At 63.6% G+C, this 12,956-nt stretch carries 10 protein-coding genes; 4 read left to right on the top strand and 6 right to left on the bottom strand.

Annotated features, from left to right (window positions below; all coding sequences use genetic code 11):
• Positions 1-7: 7 nt before the first annotated feature.
• The 5 genes from accB to ACFY9W_RS13410 all read right to left on the bottom strand — a co-directional run bounded on the left by accB (position 8) and on the right by ACFY9W_RS13410 (position 6,779).
• Positions 8-472 (bottom strand): acetyl-CoA carboxylase biotin carboxyl carrier protein, encoded by a 465-nt coding sequence (accB, locus tag ACFY9W_RS13430; RefSeq protein WP_391130908.1) that lies wholly within the window; start codon positions 470-472, stop codon positions 8-10.
• Positions 473-569: 97 nt separating this feature from the next.
• Entirely contained in the window at positions 570-1,025 is a 456-nt protein-coding gene (gene aroQ / locus ACFY9W_RS13425) for a type II 3-dehydroquinate dehydratase (protein WP_003255330.1), read from the bottom strand.
• Positions 1,026-1,204: 179 nt separating this feature from the next.
• Positions 1,205-2,977, bottom strand: coding sequence for a protein-disulfide reductase DsbD (locus ACFY9W_RS13420; RefSeq protein WP_391130904.1), 1,773 nt, complete (start codon positions 2,975-2,977; stop codon positions 1,205-1,207).
• 237 nt (positions 2,978-3,214) lie between these two features.
• Positions 3,215-3,994: a methyl-accepting chemotaxis protein gene (locus tag ACFY9W_RS13415; protein WP_391131148.1), complete on the bottom strand. Its 780-nt coding sequence runs from the start codon at positions 3,992-3,994 to the stop codon at positions 3,215-3,217.
• A 1,426-nt stretch (positions 3,995-5,420) separates the two neighbouring features.
• Positions 5,421-6,779, bottom strand: a complete 1,359-nt coding sequence (locus ACFY9W_RS13410; RefSeq protein ID WP_391130901.1) for a diguanylate cyclase — start codon at positions 6,777-6,779, stop codon at positions 5,421-5,423.
• A gap of 248 nt (positions 6,780-7,027) precedes the next feature.
• On the opposite strand from ACFY9W_RS13410, the gene ACFY9W_RS13405 reads away from it, so the two are divergent.
• From ACFY9W_RS13405 to speA, 4 genes are all read left to right on the top strand, one after another.
• Positions 7,028-8,095, top strand: coding sequence for a DUF2333 family protein (locus ACFY9W_RS13405; protein ID WP_391130898.1), 1,068 nt, complete (start codon positions 7,028-7,030; stop codon positions 8,093-8,095).
• 2 nt (positions 8,096-8,097) lie between these two features.
• Positions 8,098-8,634, top strand: a complete 537-nt coding sequence (locus tag ACFY9W_RS13400) for an NUDIX domain-containing protein (protein WP_391130896.1) — start codon at positions 8,098-8,100, stop codon at positions 8,632-8,634.
• A 297-nt stretch (positions 8,635-8,931) separates the two neighbouring features.
• On the top strand, positions 8,932-9,303 hold the full coding sequence (locus ACFY9W_RS13395) for a translation initiation factor Sui1 (protein WP_391130893.1): 372 nt from the start codon (positions 8,932-8,934) through the stop codon (positions 9,301-9,303).
• A gap of 151 nt (positions 9,304-9,454) precedes the next feature.
• Positions 9,455-11,368, top strand: a complete 1,914-nt coding sequence (gene speA / locus ACFY9W_RS13390; protein WP_391130890.1) for an arginine decarboxylase — start codon at positions 9,455-9,457, stop codon at positions 11,366-11,368.
• Between the two features lie 159 nt (positions 11,369-11,527).
• On the opposite strand, the gene ACFY9W_RS13385 is transcribed toward speA, so the two are convergent.
• The gene (locus ACFY9W_RS13385) at positions 11,528-12,865 is read right to left on the bottom strand and encodes an MATE family efflux transporter (RefSeq protein WP_391130887.1); all 1,338 of its coding nucleotides are present in this window, start codon (positions 12,863-12,865) and stop codon (positions 11,528-11,530) included.
• Between the last annotated feature and the right edge of the window lie 91 nt (positions 12,866-12,956).

Here is a 12,956-nt window from a genome sequence, read left to right as displayed (position 1 = left end):
CCGCGAATCAAACGACGGTGAACAGCGGCTGGTCGAACTCAACCGGCTGGCCGTCTTCTACCAGGATGGCGTCGATGACACCGCCAACATCGGCTTCGATGTGGTTCATCATCTTCATGGCTTCGACGATGCACAGGGTGTCGCCTTTCTTCACGGACTGGCCAACTTCAGCGAAGTTTGGCGAGGTCGGCGAAGGCTTGCGGTAGAAGGTACCTACCATCGGCGAACGAATCACGGTGCCTTTCAGGGCTGGGGCAGCAGCGGCAGCTTCGGCAGCCGGTGCAGCGGCAGCAGCGACCGGAGCAGCAACAGGTGCGGCAGCCATCGGTGCAGGTGCGTAGAACTGCTGGGCAGCTGGGGTCTTGCTGTGACGGCTGATACGGACCGACTCTTCGCCTTCCTTGATCTCCAGTTCGTCGATGCCAGACTCTTCCAGCAGCTCGATCAGTTTCTTGACTTTACGGATATCCATTAATCATCAACTCCCAAAGGTTCGGTCAGGGGGCGAAATACAAAAAACGTATCGATACGTTTCTATCGAACCCTGGCCCACTGAGGCCAGGGTTTCATCATTTGGGCTGTGCGTTGGCAGCCAGTTGTTCCAGCGCGGATTCCAGGGCCAGGCGATAACCGCTGGCGCCCAGGCCGCAGATCACTCCTACGGCAACATCGGAAAAGTAGGAGTGGTGACGGAACGGTTCGCGTTTGTGCACGTTGGACAGGTGCACTTCGATGAATGGGATGCTCACCGCAAGCAATGCGTCACGTAATGCGACGCTTGTGTGGGTGAAAGCAGCCGGATTGATCAGGATGAAGTCCACACCCTCGTTGCGTGCGGCGTGAATGCGGTCGATCAGTTCGTATTCGGCATTGCTCTGCAGGTACTGCAGATGGTGGCCTGCGGCGCGGGCACGTTGCTCCAGGTCCTGGTTGATCTGGGCCAGGGTCACGGCGCCGTAGTGGCCTGGCTCGCGGGTACCGAGCAGGTTGAGGTTGGGGCCGTGGAGCACCAGTAGCGTTGCCATCTGCGGATTCCTTGGATTTGTAGGGCAATTCGACACAGCGCGGCGAGTGTGCCGCAAAGCGACAGCAGGTGTCCAGTTCCCGGCAGTAGCCAGCACGATGTCCGAGATTCGCGCGAAGTATGTGACCAAATAATTAAATCTGGTCACTCGTTTCAGGATTTTTCCCGGCACGCGGGAAGTTATAGACCGACTTTGCCGCGCACGCGTGTCAGAATTTGCGCAAATTCACCGGCGTTTATCTCGCCAATCACCCAATCGGCGGTCATTTCGCTGCCGTTCGCGGCAAAGAACAGCAGGGCGGGGGGGCCGAACAGCTGATAGCGATCAAGCAGCGTGCGTTGCTCGGCATTGCTCTCGGTGATGTCGAAACGCAGCAACTTGAAGCCGGTCAGCTGCGTTTGCACCTGTGGCGCGTTCAGCACTTCATGCTCGATCACCTTGCAGCTGATGCACCAGTCGGCGTACCAGTCCAGCAGCACGGGCTGGCCTGCCGCCTTGGCCTGGGCCAGCGCCGCGTCCAGTGCGGCGGGGGTGGTGATGGTTTGCCAGGCATCCGCCTTTGCCGCAGGGCTGTTGCTGCTGGCCGCCAGTGTTGCAACCGGCAGCGGGCGCAGCGGGTCGCCCTGGCCGCTCAGGGCGCCGTACCAGCAAGCCAGGGCGTACACCAGCAGGGCCAGGCCCAGCAGTTGGGCCAGGCGCTGGCGTGCACTCTTGACGACGAACTCCAGGGCACCAAGGAACAGCGCCACGCCAGCGGCGAGGAAGCCGACCAACAGCAAGGTCACCGGGCCCGGCAACACGCGGCTGAGCAAGCCGATGGCCAGCCCCAGCAGCAGCACGCCGATGGCGTTCTTCACGGTATTCATCCAGGGGCCGCTCTTCGGCAGCCAGGCTGCGCCACCGGTGGCTACCAGCAGCAATGGCGCGCCCATGCCGAGGCCCAGGGCAAACAGCTTCAGGGCACCCCCCAAAGCATCACCGCTGGCGCTGATGTACAGCAGGGCACCGGCCAGGGGCGCCGACACGCACGGCGAAACCAGCAAGCTGGACAGCACGCCCAGCACGGCCGCGCCCAGCAGTGACCCGCCTTTGGTGCGGCTGGCGACGTTATCCAGGCGGTTGCTCAGGGCCTGTGGCAGCTTCAGTTCGAACAGCCCGAACATGGCCAGGGCAAACGCCACGAAGAACAGTGCGAAGGGTACCAGCACCCAAGCTGATTGCAGGCGTGCCTGCAGGTTCAGGCCGGCGCCGAACAGGCCCATCAGTGCGCCAAGCGCCGCAAAGCTGGCGGCCATTGGCAGCACGTACGCCAGCGACAACGACAGCCCGCGCAGGCCGCCGACCTGGCCACGAAGCACCACGCCAGACAAGATCGGCAGCATTGGCAGTACGCAGGGCGTGAACGTCAGGCCGACCCCGGCGAGAAAGAACAGCAGTAGCGATTTCCAGTTCCAGCCGTGTTCAGCGGTTGCGGGCGCGTTAGCGCCGCCTTCGCCATCGATGCTTAGCCGTGCGGTTTCCGGTGGGTAGCACAGGCCCTTGTCGGCACAGCCTTGGTAGCCCACCAGCAGGGTGAAGCCGCGCGGGTCGGTGCGCGGCAATTCGATGTCGACCACGCCGTGGTAAACCTCGACGTCGCCGAAGAACTCGTCGTGTTTGGCCTCGCCCTTGGGGATGCTGGGCGTACCCAGGGCGATGTCGGCAGGCTCTGTGTGGAACTGGAAGCGGTGTCGGTAGAGGTAGTAGCCCTCGGTGGCGACGAAGCGCAGCCTGATGGTTTGTGCATCGGCCTTGACCAGGTTGAGCTTGAAGGCCTCGTGCACTGGCAGGAAGTCGGCATTGTTGGCCAGCGAAGCGGCGCCGAGGGTGGCGCTGGGGCGGTTGTCGAGCAGGCCCGTGGCGAATGCAGGGCTGGCCAGCAGCAGGAACAGCAGGAAAAACAGGCGGTGCATGGCGGACTCGCGAGGTGGAACGTGCCGGCCATGATAACGGAACTGTTGTGGGTTGGCCTCCGTCATCATGAAGGCGTGCGCCGGCCTTTTGGGAGCAACTGTCTTATTCAAAATCTTCAAGCTTGCACAATCTCTGTGGGAGCGGGCGAGCCCGCGAACACCGGCAACGCCGGTGCCATCCACTGCGTTGCCTGTTTCGCGGGCGCGCCGGCTCCCACAGGTATCGTGCAGGCCCGATCAAACCCTGAACGCACGCACCGCCCGGTTCAGCTCGCCACCCAGGCTCAGCAATTGCTCCCCTTGCTCACGCCCCTCGCCAATACGCAGCAGGTTGTCTTCGCCCAGCTCATGAATCCGCTCGCTGTGGTCCCGGATTTCACTCACCGCGCCACTCTGCTGCGCCGTGACATCGGCAATCCGCACCGCCGTATCGGAAATGGTGCGAATGGCACTGACAATCTCGTCCAGCGCCCCGTCCGCCGCCTGCGCCTGGCTGGCGGTGGCTTCGGCATGTTCAAGTTGCGCTCGCATCCCGGTCACCGAGCTTCTGGCGGCCTGCTGCAAGCGGTCGATCAGTGCCTGAATCTCGCCAGTAGCCCCGGTGGTGCGTTGCGCCAGCGAACGCACTTCATCGGCCACCACAGCAAACCCCCGGCCCATCTCGCCCGCACGGGCCGCTTCGATCGCGGCGTTGAGCGCCAGCAGGTTGGTCTGCTCGGCAATCGAACGGATCACTGTCAGCACTCCGCCAATGGTCGCCGACTCTTCCGCCAGTTGTTCGATCATGCGGGCGTTGCCTTGCACTTCATCGACCAGCTCACGCAAACCCGACAAGCTTTGGCCGATCACCGCCTGGCCCTGTTCCACCGCACGCCCGGCATCGCGGCTGGCATCGGCGGCGGCGCTGGCATCACCTGCTACTTGCTGGATGGTCGCTTCAAGTTCGCCAAGTGCATCGCGGATCTGCCCGGTATCGCCCGCCTGGCGTTCGGCGCCGTCGTGCAGGGCGGCGCTCATGCCGGCCAGGGCATGGCTGCTGCCGGCCACCTGCTCGGCGTTGTGGCGGATGGTGCCCACCAGTTCCACCAGGTACTGGCGCAGGCGGTTGAGCGACTCCTGGATGTCGTGCAGTTCGCGGTTGGTCTTGCCCAGGTCGATTGGCTGGGCGAAGTCACCCTCGGCCCAGCGCGACAGGGCTGGTGCCAGGCCGGTGAGGGTGCGCGTCAGGCGGCGTTGCAAGGTGTCGATCAACAAGGCGATCAGCAGGATCAAGCCAATCATCAAACCCTGGATGATGCGCACCTCGGCGGCAATTTTCCCGTGCTGGCCACGTACTTCGGGCTCCAACGCTGCAATGGCTAGCTGCACGGCTTCCAGGCGTTGATTGGTGCTGGCGGCCAGGGCGCCGCGGCGTTCGATCTGTTCGCGGGTGCGCTGCAATTCAGCCGGGTAGCGGCTTAGCAGGCTTTGCAGTTCACGCTTGAGGCCAACCGCGATGTCTTCCTGCTGGGCATTGGCCTGGGTTTCAAGGCCCATCATCGCGGCGAAGTCGTCTGCACCGGATTCGGCGGCGCGGGTTACGCCAAGCAAGGGCAACGCGTCGATGGCCTGGGCCTGGGCGCGGATCAGTTGCAGTTCGCGTTCGACCTCGTCGGCCAGCTCCGGGCGGCCGCTGCTGACCAGCTTGTCCCGGGCCAGCGAAAGGCGGCTCAGGTGCACAGTGGCGTCGAGCAGTGGCAACAGGTAGCGGTTGGCATCGGCGCTAGCGCTGCTGCGGGCGTAGCCGGCCAGTTGCTCGAAGTTGGCCCCCAGCTCCCGCTCGGCCTGCAACAGCAAGGCTTGTGGATCACCGGCCAGTTTGCCGGCTGCCAGCAGTTCATTGGCCGTAAAAGCCTGCAGGCTGCCCAGGCTGGGGCGCAGTTTGTCGGCCAGCTCAACGGGCCATTCGGCCAGGGCGGCCTGCAGTTGCTGGTTGCCCTCCATGGCGGCTGCATGGCGAAGTGCGTCACCGCTGCCGAGGTAAGCCTGGATGTTGCGGGCTGCCTGGTTCTGGAACTGCTGGGACAGGCCCAGGTAGTGTTCCATCATCTGGTAGGGGCGCTCTAGGGCTCGCTGCGACCACCATAAGGTGGCGCCCAGGGCGAGGCACACGGTCACCAGCAACAGGGTGTTGAAATTGGTCAGCCACTTCAGGCGCATAGCTGCGAACTTCCTGCGCAGGGGAGAGGTAGGCGCCTGAAGTTATTGCGATTTTGTGACGGGGTGATGACGACAGGGGCTTGGCGCCAGAAAAAAGTGGCACAGTGCCTGTATTGGTGAAGAGCTGTGCTGGCCTCTTCGCGGGCTTGCCCGCTCCCACAGGTACAACGACAACCTTGAGGTTTGTGTTATCCCTGTGGGAGCGGGCGAGCCCGCGAAGAGGCCCGTCCAGGCGACAGAAAACTCAGGGTTCTACGCGCACCACGCAATTACGCCCCGCATGCTTGGCCCGGTACAGCGCCTCGTCCGCTGCACTGGCCATGGTCAGCGCATCCAGCCCCTCATCCAGCTGCACCACCCCGGCACTGAAGGTGCACTGCAAGTCCCGCGGCTGCGCCGGGTAAAGAATCTCGGCAAAACGCCGGCGAATCTCGTCCAGTACCTTGTGCGCCCCATCCAGGGCGGTGTTGGGCATGACAATGGCGAACTCCTCACCGCCATAACGGCCGATAAAATCGGTCTTGCGCAAGCGCTGCTTGAGGAACAGCGCCAGGCTCTTGATTACCCGGTCGCCCATGGGGTGGCCGTGGCGGTCGTTGATCTTCTTGAAGTGGTCGATGTCGAGCATGGCAAAGCTCAACGGCTGCTGCTCACGGCGTGCGCGGAAGCTGCAGTCTTCCAGCAGTTGCAGGATGTGTGTGTGGTTGTACAGCCCGGTCAGGCTGTCGCGTACCATGCGCGCCTTGAGGTGGCGAGCGCGGGCGGCGCGGTTGCGCACGGTGGTGATCAGGTGGCGTGAACGAAACGGCTTGGTCAGGAAGTCATCCCCGCCTTCGCTCATGGCATCCAGCTGCTTGTCCAGGTCGTCCTCGGCAGACAGGTAGATGATCGGCACGCTCACATAGCGGTCGCTGTGGCGGATCACCTTGGCCAGTTCCGGGCCGGTGCAGGCCGGCATGTACAGGTCGAGGATGATCAGGTCGGGCTGGAAGTCGGCAAGCTCTGCCATGGTGCGGATCGGGTCGGTCAGGCTGCGGGTGACCATGCCGGCGCTGGCCAGCACACGCTCGGTATGCAGGGCCTGGGTGCGCGAGTCGTCGATGATCAGCACGCGTAGCGGGTCTTGCGCAGTGGCGTTGGTCAGCAGTTCGACCTTTTCCAGCAGGCTGGAAGCCTCCAGGCTGCCGGTGAGGAAGTCCTGGCCACCGGCGCGCACGGCGGCCAGGCGGGTTGGGGTGTCGGCGTCATGGTGGCTGAAGAACAGCAGCGGAATAGGTTGCGCCAGCCCTAGCTGCACCTGAGCGGCCAGCCGCAGCCCTTGGCCGGCACCGGTGAAGTCGACGTCCATGACGATGGCCGCAGGCGGGTATTCGCTGATAGAGGCGCAGAACGCCGCAGCGCTGGGCAGGGCTTGCACCACCAGGCCGAAGAATTCCAGTTGCTGGGCCAGGCGCTGGGCACGCCCGTGGTCCTGCAGCAGGATATACACCGGTTTACGCAGGGGCGGCAGCAGCACCTGGTCGAGCGGGTCATCCTTGCGCAGGCCGCTACGCGTCGCCTGCTGGGCGGGGCACTGCGGGCTCGGCTCGACTGCTTGGCTCATGTCCTGGCTACTTATAGGTTGGGATATGCAGGGGCAATGATGGCTCTATGCTAGCAGAGCTTTTCAAAGGCGTGAGTGCCCTGCATCAACAAAGCGGCCAGAACGATTATTCAGTTGCTGACTGAATGGTCGCTTATGCGTACGGTGGTGTCTGCTTTATAGTGCTGCCACGCGGGCTTGCCGTGGCACCCTGGCGCAGGCCTGTGGTCAAAGCCCCTGAACCGTCGTGACTGATTAAGGACAAAGCCATGCTGGACTGGAAAAACCGCGAGGCCAAAGCCGAGCCCCGCGAGCGTGTCGATGGCCGCGGCGCTGCCGCCCGTAGCTACCTTGGCGGCCTGTGGAGCCGTGCCCTGGGGACCCTGATCGGGTTGTACCTGCTGGTGTGCATCGGCCTAGGCTGGTACTGGAGCCAGGAGCCTGCGCTGTTCCCGGTGCAGCAGAATGCCCAGGCTGCCGCAGAGCGCGGTGGCCAGCAGATGGTGGTGGGCTACACCACCATCGAAACCCTCAAGACCGTGGCCGGTACCTTGCTGAACAAGCCAGGCGGCTACATTTCCAACGACCGCTTCCCGCCAGGGCTGTGGATGGACAACATGCCGAGCTGGGAGTACGGCGTGCTGGTGCAGGTGCGCGACCTGTCCCGCGCCCTGCGCAAGGACTTCGCCCGTTCGCAGTCGCAGTCCACCGAAGACGCCGACCTGGCCAAGGCCGAGCCGCGCTTCAACTTCGACAACAAGAGCTGGATCCTGCCATCGAGCGAGTCGGAGTTCGAAGAGGGCATCAAGTCGCTGAGCCGCTACCAGACCCGTCTGGCGGCTGGCGACAAGGGCGCGATCTTCTACACCCGTGCCGACAACCTGAACAACTGGCTGGGTGACGTTGCCACCCGCCTGGGCTCGCTGTCGCAGCGCCTGTCGGCCAGTGTTGGGCGGGTGAAGCTGAACTCCACGCTGAAGACCGAGTCGGTGGTTGCCGGCCAGGCGCCGCAGGTGGACGAAGAGCTGGTGGAAACCCCATGGCTGCAGATCGACAACGTGTTCTACGAAGCCCGTGGCCAGGCCTGGGCCCTGTCGCACCTGCTGCGCGCCATCGAGGTGGACTTTGCCGACGTGCTGGCGAAGAAGAACGCCACGGTCAGCGTGCGCCAGATCATCCGTGAGCTGGAGGCCTCGCAAGAGCCGCTGTGGAGCCCGATGGTGCTCAACGGCAGTGGCTTTGGCATGTGGGCCAACCACTCGCTGGTCATGGCCAACTACATTTCCCGAGCCAACGCTGCGGTCATCGACCTGCGTCAGCTGCTGTCGCAGGGTTGATGATGGCTATCGGCCCGAACGAGGCCGCCCACCGGGCGGCTTCCGACCGCGAACTGGTCAGCTGGGTGGACGAGGCCGACCAGGTGCTGGGGGCATTGCCCCGCGCCCAACTGCGCGAGCGCGGGTTGATCGGGCGTTGCACGTTCATCCTGCTGTTCAATAGCGCCGGTGAGTTGTGCGTGCACCGGCGAACCTTGAGCAAGGCGCTGTACCCGGGGTACTGGGATGTGGCGGCGGGTGGCATGGTCACGGCCGGGGAAGGCTATGCCGAGTCGGCGGCGCGTGAACTGGCCGAGGAGTTGGGCATTGAGGGTGTGGAACTGCGGTTTCATGAGCGGTTCTACTTTGACCAGCCCGATAACCGCTTGTGGTGTGCGGTGTATTCGGCGGTGTCGGATGCGCCGTTGCGGTTGCAGCCGGAAGAGGTGATTGAGGCTCGCTTTGTCAGCCTTGGGTTGGCCGAAGAGGAAAGCCTGACGAAACCCTACTGCCCGGACTCTTTGGCGGCGTTGCAGCGCTACAAGGCTAGCCTGAAATAGTTGCTTTGGCTGTGCCGGCCCTTTCGCGGGCACGCCCGCTCCCACAGGTACGGTGCTGCTCTCGAGTGCTGCACAATCCCTGTGGGAGCGGGCGTGCCCGCGAATAGTCGCAAAACATTCGCAAAATGCCGCAATCCGGTACTTAGCAACAGCCAGATTTATCGTTAAACTGCGCGCCCTTTTCGGGCTGTCGCAGGATCTTGCGGCAGTAGCGCCGCCCCTGCCAGAGTGGGGCTTCGCGGTCGGCCTCAACCCCAAGGCACGACCAGTTTTTGTCCTCAGCACAGAGGAACAAAAGTGGCCAAGAAAGCTTCTTCCTTTTCCGCCCTTGGCGGTCTCGTGTACTCCACCGACGCTGGTCGGCACTGCCCCGACTGTGGTCAGCCGGTGGATGCCTGCATCTGCAAGCAGCAAATTATCCCCGAAGGCGACGGCATCGCCCGTGTGCGCCGTGAGAGCAAAGGCCGTGGCGGCAAGACCGTGACCACCGTCAGCGGCGTGCCGCTGCCGCCCGACCAGCTCAAGGACCTGGCGGCCGCCCTCAAGCGCCGCTGTGGCACCGGCGGCGCCCTGAAAGACGGGGTTATCGAGATCCAGGGCGACCATGTCGAGCTGTTGATCGGCGAGCTGACCAAACAGGGTTTCAAGGCGAAAAAGTCCGGCGGCTAAGGCCGTCACGCGATTTTTTGCCTAGCGCTTTCTAAACTCGTTCCCGTGGCCAGGGTCTATGCCTGAGCACGGATGAATCGTCATTTTCAGCTTTTACACTCGCTCCGCTGCCTGCGGGGCAGTGTTTTCGACTTATCTATAGGGGACTTGAATGTCCGTACGACGCACACGCAAAGACGATGGTAGCCAATGGACCGTGGCCGACAGCCGCAGTGTTTATGGCATCCGCCATTGGGGCGCTGGTTATTTCGCCATCAATGAAGCCGGGCGCGTCGAAGTGCGCCCGAACGGCCCCGACAGCGCGCCGATCGACCTGTTTGAACAGGTAGATGAACTGCGCCAGAGCGGCCTGTCGCTGCCATTGCTGGTTCGCTTTCCCGACATTCTGCAGGACCGCGTACGCCAGCTGACCGGCGCGTTCGACGCCAATATTGCGCGCCTGGAGTACCAGAGCCAGTACACCGCGCTGTACCCGATCAAGGTCAACCAGCAAGAAGCCGTGGTGGAAAACATCATCGCCACGCAGAACGTCTCCATCGGCCTGGAAGCCGGCTCCAAGCCAGAGCTGCTGGCGGTGCTGGCGCTGGCGCCAAAGGGCGGCACCATTGTCTGCAACGGTTACAAGGACCGGGAGTTCATCCGCCTGGCGTTGATGGGCCAGAAGCTGGGCCACAACGTGTTCATCGTCATCGAGAAAGAGTCGGAAGTGGCTCTGGTGATCGAAGAGGCCGCCGAGCTCAAGGTGAAACCACAGGTGGGCCTGCGCGTGCGCCTGTCGTCGTTGGCCTCCAGCAAGTGGGCCGATACCGGTGGCGAGAAGTCCAAGTTCGGCTTGTCTGCTGCCCAGTTGATCTCGGTGGTGCAGCGCTTCCGCGATGCCGGCCTGGATCAGGGCATCCGCCTGCTGCACTTCCACATGGGGTCGCAGATCGCCAACCTGGCCGATTACCAGCATGGTTTCAAGGAAGCGATCCGTTACTACGGCGAGTTGCGTGCACTGGGCCTGCCGGTCGACCACATCGACGTGGGCGGTGGCCTGGGCGTCGACTACGACGGTACCCACTCGCGCAACGCCAGTTCCATCAACTACGACATGGACGACTACGCTGGCGTGGTGGTGGGCATGCTCAAGGAGTTCTGCGACGCGCAGGGCCTGCCGCACCCGCACATCTTCTCCGAAAGTGGCCGCTCGCTGACCGCGCACCACGCCATGCTGGTGATCCAGGTTACCGACGTCGAGAAGCACAACGACGACGTGCCAACCATCGAGAACAAGGAAGCCCTGCCCGAGACCGTGCAGTGGCTGGTCGACCTGCTGGGCCCGACCGACATCGAGATGGTCACCGAGACTTACTGGCGCGCCACGCACTACATGGGTGATGTGGCCGCGCAGTATGCCGATGGCAAGATCACCCTTGGCGAGAAAGCCCTGGCCGAGCAGTGCTACTTTGCCGTGTGCCGCCGCCTGCACAATTCGCTCAAAGCCCGCCAGCGCTCGCACCGCCAGGTGCTGGACGAACTGAACGACAAGCTGGCCGACAAGTACATCTGCAACTTCTCGGTGTTCCAGAGCCTGCCGGACACCTGGGCCATCGGCCAGGTACTGCCGATCATCCCGCTGCACCGCCTGGACGAAGAGCCGATGCGTCGTGCGGTACTGCAGGACCTGACCTGCGACTCTGACGGCAAGATCAACCAGTACGTCGACGAGCAGAGCATCGAAACCAGCATGCCGGTGCACGCGGTGAAGGAGGGTGAGGATTACCTGCTGGGCGTGTTCCTGGTTGGTGCCTACCAGGAAATCCTTGGTGACATGCACAACCTGTTCGGTGACACCGACTCGGTGAACATCTACCAGAACGCCGATGGCAGCGTGTACCACGCCGGTATCGAGACCCACGACACCATCGAAGACATGCTGCGCTACGTGCACCTGTCGCCGGAGGAGTTGATGACCCACTACCGCGACAAAGTGGCCAGCGCCAAGATCACAGCGCGCGAGCGCACCCAGTTCCTGGATGCGTTGCGGTTGGGCTTGACCCGGTCTTCGTACCTGTCGTCGTAATTGGTGGGGCCGCTCCCACAGGAATAGAGTATTTCTGCACACAAGGCGAAACCCGTGGGAGCGGGTTCACCCGCGAAGCAGGCGACACGATGGATGACACCGGCTTCGCCGGTGTTCGCGGCTAAAGCCGCTCCCACAGAGATGGGAGCGGCCTCGGCATTACCGAATCCACTCACCGCTCTGCTGCAACCGCCACCCCACCCACCCCAATGTCACCGCCCGCAAGCCCATGAACCCCAGGAACGCCAACCACAATCCATGGTTGCCCAACCCGCTCATGGCCACCGCCACGGGCAGCGCAATCAACACCGAAAGCAGCATCGCATTGCGCATCTCTCGTGCCCGCGTCGCACCAATGAACAACCCGTCCAGCAAGTAACTCCACACCGCAATCAACGGTAGCAACGCCAGGTACGGCAAGTACGGATACGCCGCCGCCCGCACACTGTCGATGTCGGTCTGCAAGTCGATGAACAAATGTCCACCCAGCAGGAACAACCCGGCAAACCCCACGCTGGTGATCAGCGACCAGCCACAAGCCACCACCAGCGAACGGCGCAGGGTATCGCGGTCACGGGCGCCGATGGCGTGGCCGCACAGGGCTTCGACTGCATGCGCCAGGCCATCCAGCGCATAGGCTGTCAGCAGCAGGCCATTGAGCAGCAGGGCGTTGGCCGCCACGGTGGCTTCGCCCAGGCGCGCGCCTTGCACGGTGATCAGCAGGAACACCATTTGCAGCGCCAGGCTGCGCAGGAAGATGTCGCGGTTGACCGACAGCAGCGGGCGCCAGGCCCGCCAGCGCTTGAGCGCTGCCCACGCGATATGCCCCGGGTAAGCGCGCAGTGCAGGGCGGGTCAGGGCCAGGCCGAGCAGGGCGGCACTCCATTCGGCAATCACCGACGCCCGCGCCGAACCAAGCACGCCCCAGTCCAGGCCCAGCACGAACCACAGGTTCAAGGCGATGTTCAGCAAGTTGGTGGTCAGCAGGATCGCCAGCGGCGCCCGGGCATTCTGTGTACCAAGGAACCACCCCACCAGAGCATAGCTGGCCAACGCCGCCGGCAGGCCGAGCAGGCGGGTATGGAAGAAGTCTTCAGTGGCTTGCTGGAGGGCGGCGCTGGGTTGCATCGCATGCAGTGCAAGCTGGCTGAACGGCAGGGCCAGCAGGCCGATGAGCAGGGCAAAACCAACCGCCAGCAGCAGCCCTTGCACCAGCACCTGGCGCAGCGCAGCACCGTCACCACGGCCGGCGGCCTGGGCGGCGAAGCCGGTGGAGCCCATGCGCAGGAAGCCCATCAGGCCGACCATGAAGGTGAACAGTGTGGCGCCTACGGCCACAGCGCCTAGTTGATGGGCGTGGGGGAGGTGACCGATGACTGTGCTGTCGACCAGCGCCACCAGGGGAACGGAGATGTTGGACAGGATCATCGGCGCGGCCAGCGCCCAGACCTTGTGGTGGGTGGGACGATGACGCCAGTCGGCAGAGAGTTGGGGCATTTGCATTCCATGAGGCTTGGGGCCGCTATGCGCCCCTTCGCGGGCTTGCCCGCTCCCACAGGAAAGTGTTGCTCTTGCGGCCGGCGCCAAA

The organism is Pseudomonas sp. NPDC008258, from assembly GCF_042956345.1.
Classification (GTDB): Bacteria; Pseudomonadota; Gammaproteobacteria; order Pseudomonadales; family Pseudomonadaceae; genus Aquipseudomonas.
Note: the sequence above shows the minus strand (reverse complement) of the source record. Positions and strands in the feature narration are given on the sequence as shown.

Bases quoted from the DNA above. Each gene is read 5' to 3' on its own strand.
- accB (WP_391130908.1), bottom strand. From the start codon at position 472: ATGGATATCCGTAAAGTCAAGAAACTGATCGAGCTGCTGGAAGAGTCT.
- aroQ (WP_003255330.1), bottom strand. From the start codon at position 1,025: ATGGCAACGCTACTGGTGCTCCACGGCCCCAACCTCAACCTGCTCGGT.
- ACFY9W_RS13420 (WP_391130904.1), bottom strand. From the start codon at position 2,977: ATGCACCGCCTGTTTTTCCTGCTGTTCCTGCTGCTGGCCAGCCCTGCA.
- ACFY9W_RS13415 (WP_391131148.1), bottom strand. From the start codon at position 3,994: ATGAGCGCCGCCCTGCACGACGGCGCCGAACGCCAGGCGGGCGATACC.
- ACFY9W_RS13410 (WP_391130901.1), bottom strand. From the start codon at position 6,779: ATGAGCCAAGCAGTCGAGCCGAGCCCGCAGTGCCCCGCCCAGCAGGCG.
- ACFY9W_RS13405 (WP_391130898.1), top strand. From the start codon at position 7,028: ATGCTGGACTGGAAAAACCGCGAGGCCAAAGCCGAGCCCCGCGAGCGT.
- ACFY9W_RS13400 (WP_391130896.1), top strand. From the start codon at position 8,098: ATGGCTATCGGCCCGAACGAGGCCGCCCACCGGGCGGCTTCCGACCGC.
- speA (WP_391130890.1), top strand. From the start codon at position 9,455: ATGTCCGTACGACGCACACGCAAAGACGATGGTAGCCAATGGACCGTG.
- ACFY9W_RS13385 (WP_391130887.1), bottom strand. From the start codon at position 12,865: ATGCCCCAACTCTCTGCCGACTGGCGTCATCGTCCCACCCACCACAAG.